This window comes from Dyadobacter luticola, assembly GCF_005860805.1.
Taxonomy (GTDB): domain Bacteria; phylum Bacteroidota; class Bacteroidia; order Cytophagales; family Spirosomataceae; genus Dyadobacter; species Dyadobacter luticola.
This window is the reverse complement of record NZ_VCEJ01000005.1, coordinates 609,199-630,581: the sequence shown is the minus strand read 5'-3', so window position 1 is coordinate 630,581 and position 21,383 is coordinate 609,199. Positions and strand designations below refer to the sequence as shown.

Annotated in this window: 15 protein-coding genes; 7 read left to right on the top strand and 8 right to left on the bottom strand. The window is 47.5% G+C overall.

Annotated features, from left to right (window positions below; translation table 11 throughout):
• Positions 1–3 precede the first annotated feature (3 nt).
• The 4 genes from FEN17_RS21770 (at position 4) to FEN17_RS21755 (ending at position 6,983) form a co-directional block, all read left to right on the top strand.
• The gene (locus FEN17_RS21770; protein WP_138367496.1) at positions 4–1,371 is read left to right on the top strand and encodes a sensor histidine kinase; all 1,368 of its coding nucleotides are present in this window, start codon (positions 4–6) and stop codon (positions 1,369–1,371) included.
• A gap of 81 nt (positions 1,372–1,452) precedes the next feature.
• Positions 1,453–2,700, top strand: a complete 1,248-nt coding sequence (locus FEN17_RS21765) for a TolC family protein (protein WP_138367495.1) — start codon at positions 1,453–1,455, stop codon at positions 2,698–2,700.
• Between the two features lie 51 nt (positions 2,701–2,751).
• Positions 2,752–3,843 (top strand): efflux RND transporter periplasmic adaptor subunit, encoded by a 1,092-nt coding sequence (locus FEN17_RS21760; RefSeq protein ID WP_138367494.1) that lies wholly within the window; start codon positions 2,752–2,754, stop codon positions 3,841–3,843.
• Between the two features lie 41 nt (positions 3,844–3,884).
• Entirely contained in the window at positions 3,885–6,983 is a 3,099-nt protein-coding gene (locus FEN17_RS21755; protein ID WP_138367493.1) for an efflux RND transporter permease subunit, read from the top strand.
• 79 nt (positions 6,984–7,062) lie between these two features.
• Here FEN17_RS21755 and FEN17_RS21750 read toward each other — a convergent pair whose 3' ends face one another.
• The 5 genes from FEN17_RS21750 to FEN17_RS21730 all read right to left on the bottom strand — a co-directional run bounded on the left by FEN17_RS21750 (position 7,063) and on the right by FEN17_RS21730 (position 12,506).
• The gene (locus FEN17_RS21750) at positions 7,063–8,493 is read right to left on the bottom strand and encodes a hybrid sensor histidine kinase/response regulator (RefSeq protein WP_138367492.1); all 1,431 of its coding nucleotides are present in this window, start codon (positions 8,491–8,493) and stop codon (positions 7,063–7,065) included.
• A gap of 20 nt (positions 8,494–8,513) precedes the next feature.
• The gene (locus FEN17_RS21745) at positions 8,514–9,983 is read right to left on the bottom strand and encodes a sigma-54-dependent transcriptional regulator (protein ID WP_138367491.1); all 1,470 of its coding nucleotides are present in this window, start codon (positions 9,981–9,983) and stop codon (positions 8,514–8,516) included.
• Between the two features lie 21 nt (positions 9,984–10,004).
• Complete coding sequence (gene rpoN, locus FEN17_RS21740) at positions 10,005–11,450, bottom strand: RNA polymerase factor sigma-54 (RefSeq protein WP_138367490.1); 1,446 nt, start codon at positions 11,448–11,450, stop codon at positions 10,005–10,007.
• A gap of 500 nt (positions 11,451–11,950) precedes the next feature.
• Positions 11,951–12,163, bottom strand: coding sequence for a hypothetical protein (locus tag FEN17_RS21735; protein ID WP_138367489.1), 213 nt, complete (start codon positions 12,161–12,163; stop codon positions 11,951–11,953).
• 58 nt (positions 12,164–12,221) lie between these two features.
• Positions 12,222–12,506 (bottom strand): YtxH domain-containing protein, encoded by a 285-nt coding sequence (locus tag FEN17_RS21730; RefSeq protein ID WP_138367488.1) that lies wholly within the window; start codon positions 12,504–12,506, stop codon positions 12,222–12,224.
• Positions 12,507–12,876: 370 nt separating this feature from the next.
• Here FEN17_RS21730 and FEN17_RS21725 point away from each other — a divergent pair, with 370 nt between their 5' ends.
• Positions 12,877–13,242, top strand: a complete 366-nt coding sequence (locus tag FEN17_RS21725) for a response regulator (protein WP_138367487.1) — start codon at positions 12,877–12,879, stop codon at positions 13,240–13,242.
• 147 nt (positions 13,243–13,389) lie between these two features.
• Here the strand turns inward: FEN17_RS21725 and FEN17_RS21720 are convergent, their stop codons facing one another.
• Together FEN17_RS21720 and FEN17_RS21715 are read right to left on the bottom strand one after the other, a co-directional pair.
• Positions 13,390–15,615 carry a tetratricopeptide repeat protein gene (locus FEN17_RS21720; protein ID WP_229208939.1) on the bottom strand — a complete coding sequence of 742 codons (2,226 nt, stop codon included), beginning with the start codon at positions 15,613–15,615 and terminating at the stop codon, positions 13,390–13,392.
• A 175-nt stretch (positions 15,616–15,790) separates the two neighbouring features.
• Entirely contained in the window at positions 15,791–18,106 is a 2,316-nt protein-coding gene (locus tag FEN17_RS21715; protein ID WP_138367485.1) for a glycoside hydrolase family 65 protein, read from the bottom strand.
• Between the two features lie 255 nt (positions 18,107–18,361).
• Here FEN17_RS21715 and FEN17_RS21710 point away from each other — a divergent pair, with 255 nt between their 5' ends.
• Positions 18,362–18,817: a hypothetical protein gene (locus FEN17_RS21710; protein WP_138367484.1), complete on the top strand. Its 456-nt coding sequence runs from the start codon at positions 18,362–18,364 to the stop codon at positions 18,815–18,817.
• A gap of 1 nt (position 18,818) precedes the next feature.
• Here FEN17_RS21710 and pgmB read toward each other — a convergent pair whose 3' ends face one another.
• A complete protein-coding gene (gene pgmB / locus FEN17_RS21705; protein ID WP_138367483.1) occupies positions 18,819–19,463 on the bottom strand; it encodes a beta-phosphoglucomutase in 645 nt (214 codons plus the stop codon).
• A 153-nt stretch (positions 19,464–19,616) separates the two neighbouring features.
• Here pgmB and FEN17_RS21700 point away from each other — a divergent pair, with 153 nt between their 5' ends.
• On the top strand, positions 19,617–21,362 hold the full coding sequence (locus tag FEN17_RS21700; RefSeq protein WP_138367900.1) for an alpha-amylase family protein: 1,746 nt from the start codon (positions 19,617–19,619) through the stop codon (positions 21,360–21,362).
• Positions 21,363–21,383: the final 21 nt, after the last annotated feature.

Here is a 21,383-nt window from a genome sequence, read left to right as displayed (position 1 = left end):
ATCATGACCATCAGGAACCGCATCGCTTTACAGTTTACGCTCTTGGTAGCGGCGGTTTTGCTGTTGTTTTCCATCACCATTTACAGTGTTTCTGAACATTACCGGCAGGAAGAATTTTACGACCGCCTGAAAAGCCGCGCCCGCACCACCTGCCGCCTGCTCGTAAAAGTGAAAGGTATAGACAAGGACCTCCTTAAAGCCATCGACCAGAATACTTTGTCGGAAATGCTGGATGAGAAGGTGCTAATCTTTGATTCGAAAAATGAGCTGATTTATTCGAGCGTGGACGACAAGCTGCTGACTTACAAGAAGTCGCTGCTGAAAGAAGTGCGTCAGCAGGAATATATGGAGTTTCATCAAGGTGAGAACGAGGTGATTGGACTGCTCTATGACGAGGGTGCCGAGCCGCTGGTGGTACTGGCTTCGGCTTATGATACATTCGGGCATAGCAAGCTGGATAACCTGCGGAGCACATTGATCTGGGGCCTGGCCGCGGGGATCGGTGTGACGGTGGTGCTGGGTATTTACTTCGCCGGGAATGCACTCCGCCCGATCAGCCGCATTAATGAGCAGGTTTCGTTGATTACCGCGCAGAATTTATCCCAAAAACTCGATGAAGGAAACCGGAAAGATGAAATCGCTCAGTTGGCAATTAACTTTAACACAGTACTTTACCGGCTTAATAAGGCTTTTGAACAACAAAAAAGCTTTGTATCCCACGCCTCCCACGAGCTGCGGACTCCTCTGGCTGCATTAAAATCGGAAATCCAGCTAGGCCAGCGTTTTACCAAAAATAATCCCGATCTGGAAGAGGTTTTCTCGAACCTGTTTTCCGACACGGAGCGGCTGATCAGCATTACTAACAACCTGCTTTTTCTTGCCCGCTCCTATGAAAATATGGGCAAGATGAAAATGTCGCCGATCCACATCGAAGACCTCGCATTTCTGGCGAAAGAGGAATTACTTTCCTCCCACCCGGATTACAATGTGACGATCGACTACGAAACAATCCCGGAAAATGCGGAGGAAACGGTGATCCAGGGAAATGAGGAGTTGTTGAAAAGGGTTTTTTCCAACCTGCTGGACAATGCCTGCAAATATTCTCCCGATCACCACGCGCAAATCATGATCTCGTCCAACGAAAAATCGTGTGTCGTGAAAGTGAAGGATAAGGGCATCGGGATCAGCGAAGAAGACATTCCGCATATTTTCAATCCCTTTTTCCGGTCTTCAAATGCTTCCGAACTGCCTGGTTTCGGAATCGGGCTATCTATCTGCCAGCGCATCATTGAACTACATCACGGCATGATCTCGGTGACCAGTGAAGTAGGGAAAGGAAGCGAGTTTCTGGTCGAATTAAGCCACATTTAACTTTCTAATTTTTTTCTAAGACTATTTTAAGCCTGCTGTAATACCGGCATGCGAAGTTCGCAGCATTATAACACAAAACGTATGCGAACTTACCTCACCGGGCTTTTGATCTTATTTTCAATCAGCTTACACGCACAGGACACGCTCAGGATTTCAATCAGACAAGCGGATAGTCTTTTTCTTCAAAACAACCTCGAAATTCTTGCTGAAAAGTACCAGATCGACATTGCCAAGTCGGTTGAGATCCAGGACAAACTCTGGAATAACCCCACATTCGGTGTTGAAATCAATGCTTACAGTCCGTCACGCGGCGCTTTTGATGTGGGCAAAAATGGACAAAAAGCTTTCACGATCGAGCAGCTGATCACGCGCGCGGGCAAACGTAACAAGCAGGTAGCGCTCGATGTCGAGTCGACCCGTAAGAGCGAGTACCAGTTTTTCGACCTTATCCGAACATTAAAATTCGAGCTCCGCCAGATCTTTTTTGAATCATATTATCTGGAACAGACTGTGGCCCTGTACGATACGCAGATCGGCACATTGAATACCACGGTGAATGCATTCCAAAAAGAATACGAGCGGAAGAACATATCGCTGAAAGAAGTGGTGCGGCTGAAAGCGTTGTTGTTTGAATTGACGAACGAACGTGCTGACATTCTTTTTGAATTACAGGAAAACCAGCGCGACCTGCGGACACTGCTAAATACCGAGCGCCCGGTAAAATCGGTGGTCGACAGCTCTGAAATTCAACGATACCAGCTAAGCAAATACACGCCGGAGCAACTCAAAGAAAAAGCATTACAAAGCCGCGCCGACCTGAAAGTGGCGCAGTCTGCTACCAAACAGGCGGAATTGAACTATACATTACAAAAAGCGCTGGCGAAACCGGATATGAAAATTGGTGCGATTTACGACCAGTCGAGCAACTATGTGAGCAATTATTTTGGTGTAAATGCTTCCATCGACTTACCATTCTTTAACCGTAACCAGGGAAATATCAAAGCCGCGAAAAGCAACATCAGCTATTTCAAAACGGCTGAAAATGCCAAGCAAAACACGGTAGCCAATGAAGTGGATGCTGCGGTGCAGAAGGTGGGCATTGCGGATAATGCTTATAAAAGTGTAGAGGGCCAGTTCTCAGACCAGTTTCAGTTGCTGAATAAAGGTTTCTACGAAAACTTCCAGAAAAGAAATGTAACCCTCCTCGAATTCATCGATTTTATCGAAACCTACAACGAAAGCATCAAGGAATACAATCGCTTGCAGGCTGACCGGATCAAGGTTTACGAAGAGCTCAACTTTGCTGTCGGCGAAGAGCTTTTCAACTAAACATTTAAACTAAAAACTTCTTACAACTGGCATTGCCACAAAAACCCGAAAATGAAAAATACCCTGTATGTTGTCATGTTGGCCGCTTTTGGAATCTGGCTGACATCCTGCGATAAGAAAAAGGACGAGGAGAGCGGCGAATCCAAGGCGTTTATGCTGTCGGATACGATGATGAGCCGCATTAAAATCGATACTGTACGCACAGAACCGGTAAGAAATGAGCTGACGCTGGTCGGCAAAGTGGTACCTGACGAAAACCAGGTGATCAAGATTTTCCCGCTTGTGGGTGGTAATGTGGAGGAAGTGGATGTAGAGCTGGGCGACAATGTGCGTAAAGGTCAAAAACTTGCGACCATCCGCTCAGGGGAAGTGGCTGATTTTGAGAGACAGAAGATCCAGGCACAATCCGATTTATTGGTTGCACAGAAAAATTTATCCTCTACCGAAGATCTTTTCGAAAGCAAACTGGTGCCTGAAAGGGACGTGATTTCGGCTCGACAAGTGGTGGACAAAGCCCAGGCGGAAGTGAGCCGGGTGAAAGAAGTTTTTTCGATTTACGGTTTGGGTAAATCAGCAAATTACATTGTGAAGTCACCGATCAACGGATTTATTATTGATAAAAATGTAAACCGCGGGATGCAGCTGCGCTCCGACAATACGGAAAGCCTTTTCACGGTAGGACAAATCGCCGATGTGTGGGTGATGGCCAATGTGAACGAGAGCGATATCCCTCGTATTCAGCTGGGTATGCCTGCCGAAGTGCGCACGATCAGCTTTTCGGATGAGGTTTTCAAAGGTAAGGTTGACAAAATCTACAATGTGCTTGATCCTGAAACCAAGGCGATGCGGATACGGATTCAGCTTCAAAATGTAGGATTCAAACTCAAACCGGAAATGCACGCAACAGTGAGCCTGAACTTCGAAGAAGGCAGCCAAATGCAGGCAATTCCTTCGCAGGCCGTGATTTTTGACCGAAGCAAAAACTGGGTGATGGTGTATCACAGCAGGACCAATATTGAAACCCGCCCTATCGAAGTGTACCGCTCCCTGGCCAACCGGGCCTACATCAGCACCGGCTTGAAGCCAGGCGAGGCGGTGATTTCCAAGAATCAACTGCTGGTTTACGATGCGCTGAATGATTAATCATTCACTAACTCAGTCATTCACTCATTCACTCAAATCTGATGAACAAATTCATCCGGGGAATCGTGGGGTTTTCATTGAAAAACCGGTTCTTCATATTCTTCATGACTGGCCTGCTGATTGTTGCGGGGATCGTCAGTTACCGGGACACGCCGCTGGAAGCATTTCCGGACGTGACCAACACACAAATCATCATTGTAACCCAGTGGAACGGACGGAGCGCCGAGGAAATCGAGCGGTTTGTGACCGTGCCGATTGAGGTGGCGATGAACTCGGTGCAGCAAAAATCGAATGTGCGGAGTACCACCATGTTCGGTCTGAGCATTATCAAGATCATTTTTGATGATGGTGTGGAAGACTTTTTTGCGCGGCAACAGGTTAATAACCAGCTTCGTAATATTTCTCTCCCCGACGGCGTGGAGCCCGACGTGCAGCCCCCGTACGGCCCGACCGGCGAAATTTTCAGGTACACACTCAAAAGCAATGACCGCGACAGCCGCGAGCTGCTGACACTGCAAAACTGGGTGATAGACAGACAGTTGAGAAGCATTCCCGGTGTGGCCGATGTGGTCGCATTTGGAGGCCGCCAGAAAATTTACGAGGTGCAGGTGAACCCGACCAAGTTGGTCAAATACAACATTACCCCGCTGGAAGTGTACCAGGCCGTGACCAAAAGTAATGTGAATGTCGGCGGCGATGTGATCGAGAAAAACGGGCAGGCTTATGTGGTTCGCGGAATCGGGCTTTTGAACTCCATACCCGACATTGAGAACATTATCGTGGAATTTGTAAAAGATAACCCGGTGCTGGTCAGGGATGTGGCGGATGTAAAAGAGTCGGATATGCCACGCGTGGGCCAGGTAGGTCTGGACAAAAACGACGATGTGGTGGAAGGTATCGTGGTGCAGCGCAAAGGTGAAAACCCGAGTGAGGTGTTGGCGCGTATAAAGGATAAGGTTCAGGAATTGAACACCAAAATCCTGCCTCCTGATGTCAAAATGGTCACATTCTACGACCGTGATAACCTGATAGAATTTTGTGCGCATACCGTGAAACACAACCTGATAGAAGGTATTGTGCTGGTGACCGTGATCGTTTTCGTGTTCATGGCCGACTGGCGCACGACGGTGATTGTATCGATCATTATTCCGCTTGCCCTCCTCTTTGCTTTTATGTGTCTCAAACTCAAAGGAATGTCCGCCAACCTTCTGTCCATGGGCGCGATAGACTTTGGGATTATCATTGACGGTGCCGTGGTGATGGTGGAAGGGATTTTCGTGACGCTGGATCACCTCGCGCACCGCAATGGTATGGAGAAGTACAACAAGCTCTCGAAATTGGGTTTAGTTAAAAAGACCGGTGGAGAACTTGGAAAAGCAATTTTCTTCTCCAAACTGATCATTATTACGGCATTGATCCCGATTTTCAGTTTCCAGAAAGTGGAGGGAAAAATGTTTACGCCGCTGGCATATACACTAGGTTTTGCCTTGCTCGGCGCGCTGCTCTACACTTTAACATTGGTACCGGTACTCTGCTCGATTTTGCTCAGAAAAAATGTGCGTGAGAAGAGTAATCCGGTTGTCCGCTTTTTTGACAACTCGGTGACGCGTGGCTTTGAATGGTGTTATGCGCGCAAAAAGCTCAGCGTAGTGCTTGCCATCGTGTTTATGGCATTGAGCTTGTTTTCCGCAAAATTCCTGGGAACCGAGTTTTTGCCCACATTAAATGAAGGTGCTCTTTGGGTTGAAGCGAAAATGCCGATGAGCAGCTCCTTGGCCGAAACGACTAAGATGGTGACGGTTTTGAGAAACAAACTCAATGAATTTCCTGAGGTAAATGGCGTTTTGTCGCAAACCGGCCGCTCCAATGATGGTACCGATCCGTCGGGTTTTTATTACGTGCAAATGCAGGTGAACCTGAAACCCAAAGATGAGTGGAAAAGAAAAATCAGCCAGGACGATCTGATTGAGGAAATGGACACGAAACTGAAACAGTTTCAGGGCATTAACTACAACTATTCGCAGCCGATCATCGACAATGTGGCCGAGGCGGTGGCAGGTATGAATGCAAGTAATGCGGTGAAAATTTACGGCGATGACCTGGAAACATTGAATGATAAAGCGAACCAGGTGCTGGAAGCGATCAAGGATGTGCCGGGGATCAAGGACGTGGGTATCCTGCGGAACATAGGCCAGCCGGAAGTCAGCGTCATTCTGCACGACCATCAGATGGCGCAATATGGCGTGAGCATTGCGGATGCACAGGCGGTGATCGAGATGGCGATTGGTGGAAAAACGGCTTCGATCCTTTATGAAGGCGAGCGCAAATTTGACATCAGGCTGCGCTATGAGCAGCAGTACCGCCGCTCGGTAGACGACATTCAACAGCTGATGGTGCCCACATTGACAGGCGGGAAAATTCCGCTGAAAGAAATTTCGACTATCAGAACCGTGACCGGGCCGGCATTTGTGTACCGGGATAACAACAAGCGTTTCATCGGGGTAAAATTCTCGGTACGTGAGCGGGATTTGGGAAGTACCATCGCCGATGCGCAGAGCCGCGTGAAACCGCTTTTGAAATCTTTACCAAAAGGGTATTCTGTAAACTGGTCGGGGGAATTTGAAAATCAGGTACGTGCTACGGCGCGGCTGGGACAAGTGGTACCGATCAGCTTGATCGGGATTTTCATCCTGCTTTTCATCATGTTCAGCAATGCCAAAGATGCCGGCCTGGTACTCGTGAACGTTCCTTTTGCGCTGATTGGCGGGATACTCGCGCTGCATGTGACGCACATGAACTTCGGTATCTCGGCGGGCGTAGGCTTTATCGCATTGTTCGGATTATGCGTGCAAAATGGGGTGATCCTGATCTCGGTCTTTAACAAAAACCTGGCGGCGAGAATGACGCTCGATGAGGCGATACGGGAAGGGGTGAAATCGAGGATCAGGCCGGTGATTATGACGGCTTTAATGGCTGCAATCGGTTTGTTACCAGCTGCTACCTCGACGGGTATCGGCTCGGAAACACAGAAACCTTTGGCAATTGTGGTGATCGGCGGGTTGATCACCGCTACATTCCTGACACTGCTGATCTTCCCGATCATTTACGGGTTCTTCAACCGCAAAGCCAGAAACGCCTGATATCCACTGAGGCGCTCATGCCGGTAGCTCCGGACGATATGTTATTCGTCCCGGAGCGCCGGTAATTTCATTACTGCGTCTACTTACCTTCCTGAAAGCTGATGGTGAATGTAGTGCCCTGCCCCACCTGCGACTGCACGTCGATACGGCCGTGGTGCGCGTGGATTACGCTCATGGTGGTAGAAAGCCCGATGCCCATACCATTGTTTTTACCCGTAAAATAGGGTTCAAAAATCTTCTCCATGTGCTCCTCGTTGATCCCCGAACCATTATCCGCAAAAATCACCTGAATGGTATCTCCATGATTTTTGGTCGAGATGCGCAGGATGCCGTGGTCTTCTTCCATGGCCTCTATCGCATTGGTAATGAGGTTCAAAAAGGCCATTTGCAGGGATACCGAATCCAGCGGAAGAAGTAATTCTTCCTCGGCAAATTCGCTGACGATCTGGATGCGTTTGAGTTGAACACGATCCAGCGCGGCGCCGATTGCCTCTTTTAATTCAGCGTGTATCGGTTTTTCCACCAGCTCAATGTCGGCAGAAGTCGATGGCTGTAAAAGCTGTGAGATCAGATCGTTAATACGAGTGCAATTCCTTTTGATGATCTGGGTGTAAAATTTCTGGTCTTCGTCGACAAGCTCCATTTCGAGCTGCTCCGCCGACAGGTTCACATTTGTGAGCGGATTGCGTACCTCATGCGCCAGCATTCTCACAAGCCGGCCTGTCACAGCCATTTTTTCAGAGAAAAGTCTTTCCCGCTCCGATTGTTTCCGGGCCGTCATATCATGCATCCGGCCCTGAATGTAGGGATGGTCCTCGTCAAATTCGACGGAGGCTGAGAAAAGACAGTATTTCTTATCACCGTCTTTGGTCAAAACGCGCAACTCCTGGTCGTGGATTGCGTGTTCCTTGATGTTTTTCCACTGAACCGAAAACTGGGGTTCGTCGATCAGGTCGACAATGTTTTTAAGGCGGAGATCTTCTTCCGAAAAACCGGTAAGTACGGAAGCCGAGGCATTGAAATCGATAATGTTGCCTGCAAGGTCACTGATAAAAAGGAAATCGCTGGATTCCTCAAAAACGCGGCGGTAACGTCTTTCACTGTGCCGCAACGCTTTCAAAACGGAGGTTCTTTCCAGCGCATACCGAATGCTTCTTTCCAGCTTTTCGGCGTCCAGCTCGCTTTTGATCAGGTAATCGGCAGCACCCAGCCGCAATGCTTCCACCGCGATCTTGGTATCCCCTTTTCCCGTCAATAAGATGATCGGTTCTTCACATTCAAACTGGCAGGCAAGCTCAATCAGATCGATACCCGTGTTTCCTCCAAGCAGATAATCAAACAGATAGAGGTCATATTTATGATGCCCGATCTGCTCCTGCGCATCTTTGAAGGTTGCACACCAGGTAATATCGAATTTCCAGTTAACCAGGTCCTGAAAATATTCCCTGGTCAGAAAATAGTCGTCCTCGTCGTCGTCAACAAGGAGTACTTTTATAAGCTTGCTGTTCATTCCGCGTCAGTTCTCCCCCTCTAAATATCAAATTGCTTCATTTTATTATAAAGCGTTTTCCTGTCGATGTTCAGCAAACGCGCAGCCTTGCTTTTATTGAAATTCACATCGCGCAGTACCTGCATGATCATATCATACTCAGCTTCATTGGCGACGGTTTTCAGGCTTGGTTTGGAATCATCTCCTTCCACAGGACTTTCAACGCTGCCTGTCGATGCAGATGCCGCAGCCGGTGCCGCCGGCTCTTCGTCCAGGTCTTTGAGTCTTTTATAGTTTACAATTTCAAAAGGCAGTGACTTTTCCTCAATCAGTTCGCCGTCTGAAAGCAATGTTGCGCGTTTGATCACATTTTTCAACTCACGCAGGTTACCCGGCCACGAGTAGTTCAGAAAATCGTTTTTAACTTCTTCCGAAAACCCGCTGACATTTTTATTAAGCTCTACATTGGTTGTATCCAGAAAAGCCCCGGCAAAAAGCATCAGGTCATCTTTTCTGTTTCTCAGAGCCGGTACCTCGATCGTAAATTCATTGAAACGATAATAAAGATCCTCCCTGAACTTACCATTTCTAGCCGATTCGAGCAGTCTTTCGTTACTCGCCACAATGATCCGTACATCCAGGTCGATCTCTTTCGAACCACCGATGCGTCGCATTTTACGTTCCTGAACTACACGCAGCAATGCTACCTGGATTTCGTAGGATAAGTTGGACACTTCATCCAGGAACAGTGTACCGCCGTTTGCCATTTCAAAATGCCCGATCTTGGTATTTAGTGCACCGGTAAATGATCCTTTTTCGTGACCAAATAGCTCACTACCAGCCAATTCCTTCGAAATCGCGCCGCAGTCCATCGCCACAAATGGCATATCTTTTCTCCGCGACCGGTTATGTATTTCCTGGGCGATCGCCTCTTTACCCGAGCCGCTTTCCCCGTAAATGATCACACTGAAATTGGTAGGCGCAACCAGGTCCACCTGTTTGAAAAGGTTGTCCGAAATATCGCTCTGGCCCATTATGTAGCCCGCTTTCATGCGTGAGCTGCTTTTCCGGCCTGGTTTCGGTGCATCGCCGGTTTGTCCGGCAACCGGGGCCGAAGAAGTGTATTCCTGCTCCTCGGCTTTGGAAGATTCGGCATCGGCAATCGCTTTTTTAACGGTTACCAATATCTCATCCGGAAAAAGGGGTTTTGTAATGTAATCGTAAGCCCCCAACTTCATCACATTCACCGCCACCTTGATATCGGAATATCCGGTAATGATCAGCACCGGCACGTGGGGCCGTTTGGATTTGATGGCTGTAAGCAGGTCGGTACCCGTAATGTCACCCAGCCTGAAATCGGTCATTACCAGATCCGGTGAAACCGATTCGATCAGCGCGAGGCCGTCTTTGCCATTTTGGGCTGTTTCAACTATGAAATCATTTTTGGATAAAAATCTTTTCAGCAAGAAACAGATATCTGCCTCATCATCAACAACAACAATTTTTTTCATGCCTGGTTTTAGGGCTTAATTTTAAATGGTAACTCGTAATCTTGCCGTCGGAATGTTCAGTTGTTCCCGGTATTTAGCCACGGTACGCCGCGCCACGGAATAGCCTTTTTCCGAAAGCATATCCGTAATCTGCTGATCATTATACGGATGTCTTTTGTCTTCTGCACCGACAATCTCCCTGATCGCCTCCTGGATTTCCCTGTTCGAAACCTCGGTACCATCTTCATTGGTCACGCCTTCGGTAAACAGGTCTTTCAGCAGTACGATCCCGAAAGGGGTCTGGACATATTTATTGGTGGTCACCCTCGAAACGGTGGAAATATCCATATCAATGATCTCGGCCACATCTTTCAGGATCATCGGGCGCAGCTTTTTAATGTCGCCGGTCTGAAAGTAGTCGTATTGCAGCCTTACAATCGCCTTCAATGTGCTCAGCATGGTGTTTTCCCGCTGCTTGATCGCATCGATGAACCATTTGGCCGAATTCATTTTATTTTTAAGGAATTGATTGGTCGCCTTGTCATTTTTTTGCTCCGCCATTTTGGTAAACAGCTTATTGAGCTTCAAGGCCGGGCTGTTGCCCCAGGTAAGTTGTACTTCTATTTCGCCGTCCTCTGTATACCAGAGCATAAAATCCGGCTTGATGCTTTCATTGACAATGGAATCGTTCCGTAGGCCTGAGGCAGGTTTTGGATTCAATGTTGTGATCAGCTGGATGGCCTTTTTCAGCGATTCTTCGTCCAGGCCGGTGATCCGCATGATCTTGTCGTAATTGCGGGAGCCGAGTTCGTCAAAAGCATCGCAGACAATCCGGTAAGCCCACTTCCAGGTTTCATTCTGGACTTCCATGCGATGAAGCTGTATCACCAGGCATTCTTTGAGGTCTCTTGCCGCAATGCCGGGCGGATCGAGCTGCTGGATGATTTTCAGCATGGCATTCACCTCGTCAGCTTCAATGAACATGCTGTTGGCGAAGGAAATGTCATCCGCAATCACATCGCTTTCTCTTCGAAGAAACCCGTCTTCATCCAGTGAATCGAGCACAAAATCGGCCACGAGCTGCTGCCTTTCGTCAAGGCGAAGGAAATGTATCTGCTGTTTCAGCTCATCCCGGAATGATACCGTCTCGACCATCGGCCGCGTGTAAAGCTCATTATCGGCTGATTGGTTATTTGCGTAAGTCTTGTAGTCCGGAATGTCGTCGTCCCGGAATTCGTCCCAGTCGTAGTAATCTTGTACGGAACTGTCTTCTCCCAAAGATGCACTGTCATCCGAATCCTGAAACTCGTCGGCATTATCTTCGGTGGTACTCTCTTCTTTACCCTCTTCCAGTATCGGATTTTCTTCAATTTCTTCCTTAATTCTCTGCTCCAACTCCATCGTAGTCAAATGCAACAAATTCAGCATTTGAATCTGAAGGGGCGAATATTTTAGGGTCTGTCTTTGCGTCTGCGTCTGTCTTTGCATATAGCAACCGGTGGTAAATGGTAATTCTCTTAATGCTTTAAATTTACGACTCTTTATTCAATCTACAGGTAATGGTTTTGCCGGTTCAGAAAGATTGCGTAGTTATTTCCACAGACTGAGAAAGTTAATTCAGAATGTAGAGCTAATCCACATGGCACTTTTACAATATTCGACTTTCAATTCCTGCAGTAGGCGTCCTTCCTGGTGACTAAATTTGCTACCCGTTTCCCGCTATACGTACCTTTCGATTCTAACTAATTTTTGCATCTGCCTGATTATCAAACCGGGTCACTTTTATTTTTCCGGTCCGGCTGAAAATGCAAGTCTTTCTGCGCCGCCTGTTTCCGGGAGAAATCAGGGCAGCCGGTTACCTGTGATCAGTATACACGAATAAAAGTTAACAGAAATGTTAACAAAAGCCTTGCCCGTAGGACAGGCGTAAAAACAAAAGAACCCATCTTGCGGACGGGTTCTCTCAGTGTTGTAAAGTAAGTCAGGGACTAGCGCTGCTCCTCGGGTTTTTCGTCGGTCATTTTTTTGACCCACTTCAAGCCTTTGAGTAAAATCTCACGTCCTTCGGGAATCCCGTACTGGACGAGCGCTTTTTCTACCACAAGTGGCGCCACCAGGTTTAGTGGAGCCGGCAACCTCCGCAGTACGGTTTTTACCAGCACATTGCTTACTCCTTTTTCGATTGTTGATGAAGACTCCATGATGTTGATCCGGAATTAAAAAGCCGGTCAGAATTTTCGTCCCGACCGGCTTGTCTGCTTATAGATTATGATATTGTTCTTTTGCTGCGTCCGCATAGTCAGCCGCTTTGTTGGCAGCCTCATCCTTATACTTTTCACCTTCTTCTTTCAGGTCGGAAGCTGTCTGCTCGGCTTTCGCTTTACTTTTTTCAAGCGCGTCGATCAGATCTGCGGCGAGACTGTTGGTTTTCTTTTTCAGTTTTTTAATGGTCTTGTCGCCTTCGTCCGGTGCGAAAAGTAACCCTATCACTGCACCTGCGACTGCCGCTGTTACAATTCCTAAAACGATCTTGCTGTTTGACATGTTTTCTTCGGATTTATGTGATGAATACCTAAAATAGCTTTCGGACAAATCCTGTACCAAAAATTTTACGAGTATTCGCAGATACTTTAAATAGTTGTTTTACAGACACTTATAAACATGGTGATTGCCGGAATGTTAAAATTGGAATATTCGGGGCTGTAAAATTTAATTCCTAAAAAGCGTAAAAGAGGGACAAGTGCTGTGAAAGCAGCCGCGCCGGGAAATAATCAAGTGGCCCGGTAAAAAGAAAAAATGCCCTCTGTCCGGCAAATGGCAGGATTATTGCTTTGTCAAACTCAAAAAACGGCGATTTATATTATTTCCAGGTGCTCCACTAACAATGCTAAAATTTTATTTCTGACACATCGCTATGAAAATTGTTATAATTGAAGATGAGCATGATTTGGGAGTGTTGTTGCGCAATTTTCTAGTAAGGCAGTTAAATATCAAATCACCCGAAACCGCTATCAAAGTGGCCTCTTCCATACGCGAAGGCATGCTTTGTGTCAACGACATTAACCCTGATTGGATATTCATTGACAATAACTTACCTGACGGCAAAGGCATCGACGAAATACAGCGACTGAAAAGCCGGGTAAGTGATCGTCAAGTGAAGGTGGTGATGATGAGTGCAATGACAAATCTGAAAGAGGAAGCCTTGAAAAATGGCGCCGATTACTTCCTCGATAAACCGATCAGCTTTGTAGAAGTGCGGAACATTATCACAAAGTCCTGACAACTGGCATTTAACTCACCTTTAATGTCAAATCTTCCCACAGTAGAGAAAAATGCAGCTAATGTGGATTTGAGACGAGAATATCGTAGAAAATATTTCTCATGCACCGGTTTTGAAGGAAACGCCGCGACAATTGTTAAAATGACATTAGAAAAGTATAGGGCACTTCGTTCCTGACTTACCCCGAGAGCCTGGCAGTTTCACTTTCTGACTGTGGTAGTGCACCCGCTTCTTTTTCGTAGTATCACCCTTCTTTTTTTCGTAAGCCACCAGCTTAAAGTCGTATTCGGGAATAAAATAATCTTCCTTGTATTCGGCCACCGGAAGCGGCATATAATGTCTGCCCGGGAACGACAGCACATCATACTCGTAATCATAGAGATAGATCGTCACAAAACCATCGCGGCTGTATTTAATCCCGATATCTGAAAACGGACTGTTCTCATCCGATGACGCCACGAGCCTCATCATTTCCTGCTGCTTGCCTTTTGCCAGGATCGTCATGTTATATTGAAAAACCCGGTGCAGCGAGTCGATCTGCAAAGCAACTCCGAGGTAATATTTGGCTTCTTTCAAACGCTGCTGCCCCGCGTACATCACCGCTGTGTTATTCAGCGCACTCTTATCCTGGTAAGTCTGGTAGCTCAGTTTCGCCTCGTCGAATTTCTCCTGGTACCGGTATACATTACCCTGGTTGACATTGTAAAACTTCCGGGCGGGCGCCACGTCCATCGCTTTTTTGAAATCCTCGTAAGAGCCGTCATAGCGCGCATTCGCTTCATTTACCTGGTGTTTCTGCGAGTGCCTGTTTCCTATATACGCCTGCACGATCCCGCGGTTGTTATGCAAAAACGGCAACTCCGGCTTTTCACGTACGAGACTGTCGTAGAGTGTCATAGCCTTATCGAGCTGGTCATTTTCAAGCAATACCACGCCCCAGCCATTTTGTGCATTCACATTGGAAGGATTAAGCGAAACCGCTTTTTGGAAAACCTTGTAGCCCTTTTTATACATATCAAAGTGCATCAGCAAGCTGCCGTAGTTGCTCCACATCAGATCGTAACCCTGCTCATACTGCAATGCTTTTGCCAGATATTGCCCAGCCTCAGAGTACCGCTTCTGATCGATCATAATTCCGCTGATACCCGCCAGCGCCTCATACCGGGTTCCATCCAGCTTAATGGCTTTCAGGAAATCTTCCTGCGCTTCGGGACTTCTTTTCAGGTAATATTCGGAGAACGCTTTGCTGACAAAAAGGTCAGCAAAAAAGCGGTTGTTTTCGTCCAGGGCCTTTTCTGCCTTCTTAAAATCTTTCAGCGCAAGGTCATATTTCTTTTGACCATAATACGAAATCGCCCTGCCCAGATAGGCCGGCAGGTAGGTTGAATCCTTTTTAATTACCCTGTCGAAAAGCGTGAATGCTGTCTGATATTCCCGTTTTGCCAAATGTGTATTACCTATTCCCGCCTGCAATGCCGGCGTCTCACGCTTAATGGTAGACGCGAGCTTGTAAAACCGCTGCGCCTCGCTGATCTGGTGCAATCCGTAGGAAGCGTGAGCAATTCCGAGATAGGCGTCACCGCGAAAAGTCCGGTCGTCGCTTTCCAGGTAAGTTTGAAAAACCGCTTTTGCAGCCCCGAACTGGTTCAGGGAAAGTAATGCATTCGCGTACCGGATCTGGGCTTTCGGGTGGGTTTTAGATACTTTTTCAAAATCCTTCACCGCCTTTTTCTCGCTGCCTGTGTGCATCAATATGTCACCGCGCTGCAAGCGATAAGCCATTTCATCCTTTTGCCGGATCGCCGTCGTAATTTCGTCTACGGCTTCTTCGTTTTGACCCAGAAATTTATGCAAAAGCCCCAGGTTATAATTCCACTTACCACCGGTTCCTCTCGCAGAATTGGTACTGGCAAAACTAACCGCTTCATTGTATTTTTTCTGTTTCCCAAAAGTCACCAGCGTATTCAATGTAGCTTCTGCGCCGCCGGGTGATTCGTTGAAATCATTCCGGGCCTGATCGAACTTGCCGGAGAGTAAACCGAACAATCCGCGATTGTAATGCAGCTGGGCATCCTGGGCGCTGAGGTCCAGTTCTTCCATAATGTGCAGCGCCTTTTGGTAGTTTCCGGACAGTGCAAGAATGACGGCTTCATTGTTCATCCGCTGCGCGGAGTCCGTCGCCTGAAATGCTTCCTTGTGATATAATGCGTAAGCTGCCTGAAGGTTGCGGATGCCCCGCTGGTAAGATTCTTCGCGAAGCAGGGCAGGATTATTTTCTTCAAAAGCGCGGTTAAAAACCGGCAGTAAATCTTTGACTATTTTCTGACATTCTCCAAAATCCTGCGCAGAGACGCTCCCAGGCCGTAAAGCCATAAGTGTCAACAGAATAGTGAATGTAATGATCAGGTAAAACTTTTGCAGCATAGTCAATTCTGAACTGGCTCAAAAGCTACTAACCTACAAGGAATGTTTCAGATTTACAATTTCAGCTTTACACCATTCAGTAATCCACAGGTATAATATCATTTTTTCCAGAAATAACCTTATCCTATACAACTACTGTTTCGAGGCTTCCCACTGCTATTTCTCTTCCTTTGACAAGCAATTTCAGCGCAGTTTCAGAAGTATTTTCAATGATCACTTCCCGCTTTTTGACAGAAATTTTCAGCCAGCTCCCGCGGAAACCGATCCGGAAAGAATAGGCATTCCACTGCTCGGGGACATACGGATTCAGCACCAAAACACCGTCTTTCACGCGCTGACCGGCAAAGCCTTTCACGATGCTCATCCAGGTTCCCGCCATGGAAGTAATGTGCAGGCCGTCCTGGGTATCATTGTTATAATCGTCGAGATCAAGCCTTGCCGTGCGGACATACATTTCGTAAGCCTTTTCTTTCAGCCCGATGCCTGCCGCGAGGATAGCATGCACACAAGGCGAAAGTGACGATTCATGCACCGTCATCGGCTCGTAAAAGGCGAAATTCCGGCGGACAGTTTCAGAATCAAATTCGTCTTCAAAAAAGTACAGGCCCTGCAAAACATCCGCCTGCTTGATAAAGCAAGACCGTAAAATCCTGTCCCACGACCATTTCTGGTTAATCGGGCGGTGATCCGAGATATCATCTACCGTGAGCAGTTCTTTATCCAGAAACCCCTGCTGCTGTAAAAACACCTTCCGGTTTTCATCGTACGGGAAGTACATACTTTCGACAATGTGCTTCCACTCGCCAAGTTCTTTGTTCAGTTTCAGGCCGGTTTTGTGAATAACCTCGTTGAGCGCCTGGGTATCCTCAGCCCACAGCCGGCTCACATTTTCCAGGGTATACCGCAATGTCCAGAAGGCAATGTAGTTGGTATACCAGTTGTTGTTCACATTGTTCTCATATTCGTTCGGCCCCGTCACGCCCAGCATCACGTACTTATTCCGATCGGTCGACCACGTAATCCGTTGCTTCCAAAACCTGGAAATCCCGATCAAAACTTCCAGCCCATATTCCGATAGATAACTCTGGTCGCCGGTATAGCGGGTATAGTCATAAATGGCGTAAGCGATGGCACCATTGCGATGTATTTCCTCGAAAGTAATTTCCCACTCATTATGACATTCCTCTCCGTTCATCGTCACCATCGGGTACAGTGCGGCGCCGTCGGAAAAGCCTAATTTCTCCGCATTTTCGATCGCTTTTTGCAGGTGCTTATGTCTATATACGAGCAGGTTACGTGCCACTTTGTGCTCTGCAGTGGCCAGGTAAAATGGAATGCAGTACGCCTCGGTATCCCAGTAGGTACCGCCGCCGTATTTTTCTCCGGTAAAACCTTTCGGGCCAATGTTCAGTCGCTCGTCCTCGCCGGTGTAGGTTTGTCCAAGATGAAAAATATTGAACCTTATCCCCTGCTGTGCAGCCACATTCCCTTCAATCACAATGTCATTTTTTGCCCATTTATCAGCCCAAACCTGCACGTGCTCTGCATACATCTGGTCAAAGCCTTTTTCTGAAATACGGTCGATGTAGGTTTTGGCAGAAGGCAAAAGTTCGTCAGCAGCATAATTGGCCGATGATAAATTCACTGCGTATTTATAAATCGTCAGGTTATCACTCTCTTTTAAAGTGCATTTAATGCTGCCCGACACATACTTTTCAGATGTAAATGTCTGAGATTCCAGTTGAGTCGGCTCGCCATTTATTTTTATTTCAAACTTCATCCCGGTAGTCACCCTGAACTGCTCCACACCGTACGGATTTTCTTTCGTTTCCAGCGTCAGATAACCTGCATGATCGCCGCTTTCCTTCGCGATTTCATTCCAGAAAGATTCATCGTAATTCGAGTCACGGTTGCGGATATTCCCGTCGAGAAACGGTGTTATAATACATTCCGCACTGAAATTCAAGGGTACCAGACTGTAACTGATCGCGCCGGATTCGTCGTCGGCCATGCTGCAAAACCGCTTTGTATGTATGCTGAGCTGCCTTCCGCCTGAGAGCGTCACCTTTACGGTACGTTCCAGTACGCCTTCCTTCATATTCAGCACACGCCTGAATTCATCGATCTGACATTTGCCCAGGTCCAGCATTTCATCCCCGATCTGCACATCAATTCCCACCCAGTTGCAGGCGTTCAAAACCTTCGCGAAATAATTGGGGTAACCGTTTTTCCACCAGCCTACGCGGGTTTTATCAGGAAAATACACGCCGGCCACATAATTTCCCAGCAGCGTTTTGCCGGTATATCTTTCTTCAAAATTCCCTCTTTGCCCCATCCTGCCATTTCCCAGGCTCATCAGGCTTTCGGTAATCTCGTTGTTTTCTGGGTGAAAGCCATTCTCTACTATGCACCATTCGTCGTGGCTAATGTAATTCTTCATGTTGACCGGGCGTAATTCTGGGTGTTAATAAATCTGCGTTTCCGGGCAGGAAACAATGTCAAATATGTGAAAATATACCTCTTATCTGGTGTAATGGGCCAATAATCTGTTTGGCTTGATTTTTACTGCCTTGTTTTTCAACAAGATATGTCCCGCGCCGCACCCTGGCGTATCTGCATTTACATCCATGTGCAACGAATGGTGACAAAATTCCTGTCTCTATCAGCGAAACGCTCACCTAAAACGCAATCTCAGATGAAAAAGCGAACATTATTTTGGGCATTGACCCTTGTACTCCTGGGAGGCGCCAGAACATTTTCACAAGTACCCAGGATCGCACTCGAATTCTGGACGGAAAATGAAATCATCCCGCTCGACGAAAAATCGTCCGTGCGACTGGTTTCCACCGGCACCACTACGCTGCTGCCCGTCAAACAAAGCAGCATTACAATGACCGATTCTCTTCAAAAGAAAGAGCAGAAAATCATTTTCAATCTGAATGGTTACGAGCTGGCTTACGACAGCATTCCGGTTGCCTGGAATCCTTTGCAACCTAAATGGACCGTAAAAGTAGATTCCCCGCCTTTTGCCGACGAAAATAAATATCTGCTGCAAAAACTGGAAAAGAATCCGCTGCTGATCTACCAGTTCGACAATGGGGCCGGTGATACTTTTGTCGGCTACAAATATGATAACCCGAAAGCGCCCTGACCTAATGCAGGTCCGTATAACTGAATGTTTCGAATCCGGGAATAACCAGGTCTGCCTCCGTAAGCACTGACGGCGCTCCTACCCCGATTGCAAACATTCCGGCGGCTTTTGCAGACTGGATACCCGCCACCGCATCTTCAAAAACAGCGCAATGTTCTGCGCCTACGCCTAAATCCTCCGCGCCCAGCTGGAAAACCTGCGGGTCGGGCTTGCCGCGGGTTAAACGATTTCCGTCAACGATGGTATCAAAGTAATGCAGCATATCAATGCTGTTCAGGATCACCGTCGCATTTTTACTCGCTGAGCCCAGGCCGAGCAGGATACGGTTTGATTTCAGTTCTTCCATAAACCTGCGGACGCCCGGCAGGGTGTCACCTGGTGTCATTTGTTTGCAGAGTTCCAGGTACCGGCGGTTCTTCTCCGCAGCCCGCGCCAGCTTTTCTTCCTCCGTCAAAACTACGCCGCCGATAGAGAGAATAATTTCCAGCGATTCCATCCGGCTGATGCCTTTCAGCCGCTCGTTTTGTTCCAGTGAAATATCGAATCCCAGGTCATTGGCCAGCTCCCGCCAGGCGAGGTAATGGTACTTTGCAGTGTCTACAATCACGCCGTCCAGATCAAAAAGGCAGGCTTTTATTGAGGGCATATCATTTCAAATTTAATATCTTGCAAAATAGTGAAAAAAGCCTATCTCCTGCGTTCTTGCAGCGTATTGGGCTTTGCAGGGCTTTCCGGCACTTTCAGGAATGCCCTTTTTCCACCCCGACCGGGTCGCCGGTCTGTACATTCAAACTCGATTATGTCGCTGATCAACAAAGATAAGTTCATCATTTACCAGGTCTTCACACGCCTTTTCGGAAACCAGGTTACCACCAATAAAAACTACGGGACGATTGAAGAAAACGGCTGCGGGAAATTCAATGACATTACCGAAACGGCCTTGCAGGCGCTCAAAGATTTCGGGATCACGCACGTCTGGTACACCGGCGTGCTCGAACATGCCACGCTAACCGACTACTCGCAATTTGACATCAAACCGGATCATCCGCTGATTGTTAAAGGAATTGCGGGCTCGCCCTATGCCGTGAAGGATTATTATGATGTGGATCCAGACCTGGCTGTCGATGTTAAAAACCGCATGCAGGAATTTGAAGCATTGATCGCCCGGACGCACAACCTGAATTTGAAAGCGATCATTGATTTTATTCCAAACCACGTAGCGCGCCAGTATCATTCAGATGCGCGTGCGGAGGGGGTGAAAGATTTTGGGGAAGAGGATGATAACACGGTCTTTTTCAAACCTTCCAACAACTTTTACTATATCCCAAACCAGGACTTTATGGTTCCGGAAGGCCACACGCCGCCAATACCGGTGTTGGAACCTTACCACGAAAGACCCGCCAAAGCGACCGGAAATGATGTTTTCCAGGCACAGCCGAGCCAGTACGACTGGTACGAGACGATCAAGCTGAATTATGGCGTCAACTTCCAGCCGGGAGGCAAGACCAATTTTTTCGACCCGATCCCTTCCACGTGGCTGAAAATGTATGATATCCTGCGTTTTTGGGTGCAGAAAGGCGTCGATGGCTTCCGCTGCGATATGGCTGAAATGGTACCTGCGGAATTCTGGGCGTGGGTGATACCGGAAGTTAAGAAGCTGAACGACAAGGTGATTTTTATTGCGGAAATTTATAACCCTTTCGAGTATCACAATTACATCAACATTGGAAAATTCGACTATCTCTATGATAAGGTAGGGCTCTATAACTCGCTCCGCAAGCTCGTGGAAGGTCACGGTACGGTAGAAGACATTACGAAAATATGGCAGCAGGAATCGGGAGATATCAGTGAGAAAATGCTGCGGTTCCTGGAAAACCATGACGAGCAGCGCATTGCTTCGCGTTATTTCGCGGGTGATCCGTTCCTCGCGCTTCCAGCGATGACATTGAGCGCAACTTTGCATACCGGGCCATTAATGTTGTATTTCGGCCAAGAGCTGGGCGTAAAACCGGTGACGGCAGAAGGTTTTCAGGGTGAAGATGGCCGCACGACGATTTTTGATTACTGGGGCGTGACGGAATTTCAGCAGTGGGTGAATGGTGGAAAATTCAATACCGAGCTCCTTGATGCGGACCAGCAAAAGCTCCGCGCCTTTTACGAAAGCCTAAACCATTTTGTAATCGAAAATGAGGCAGTGTACGCCGGCGGTTTTTACGACCTGCAATATGCAAATGTCGACGGGCAGTCTTACAACTATGACAAGACATTGGTTTACAGCTACCTGCGTTACACCGATAACCAGAAGCTGCTATTTGTCTACAACTTTGACCAGAACAGAACCATTGAAACTTCGGTCCGCATTCCACAAAGCGCCTGGACTGATTTTTTAAAGTTAGGCCCGACTACTTCGTACACTTTGAAGCCGGTTTTCCCGCTGGATATGCCCCAGCTGAGTCTCCGGGCGGCAGAAATTACTTCGACAGGTGTGCCTGTGGAGTTACCTCCGGTCTCGGTTTTTGTTTTTTTGATCGCTAATTTTACATGACTCCGATATTTACATTGTTAA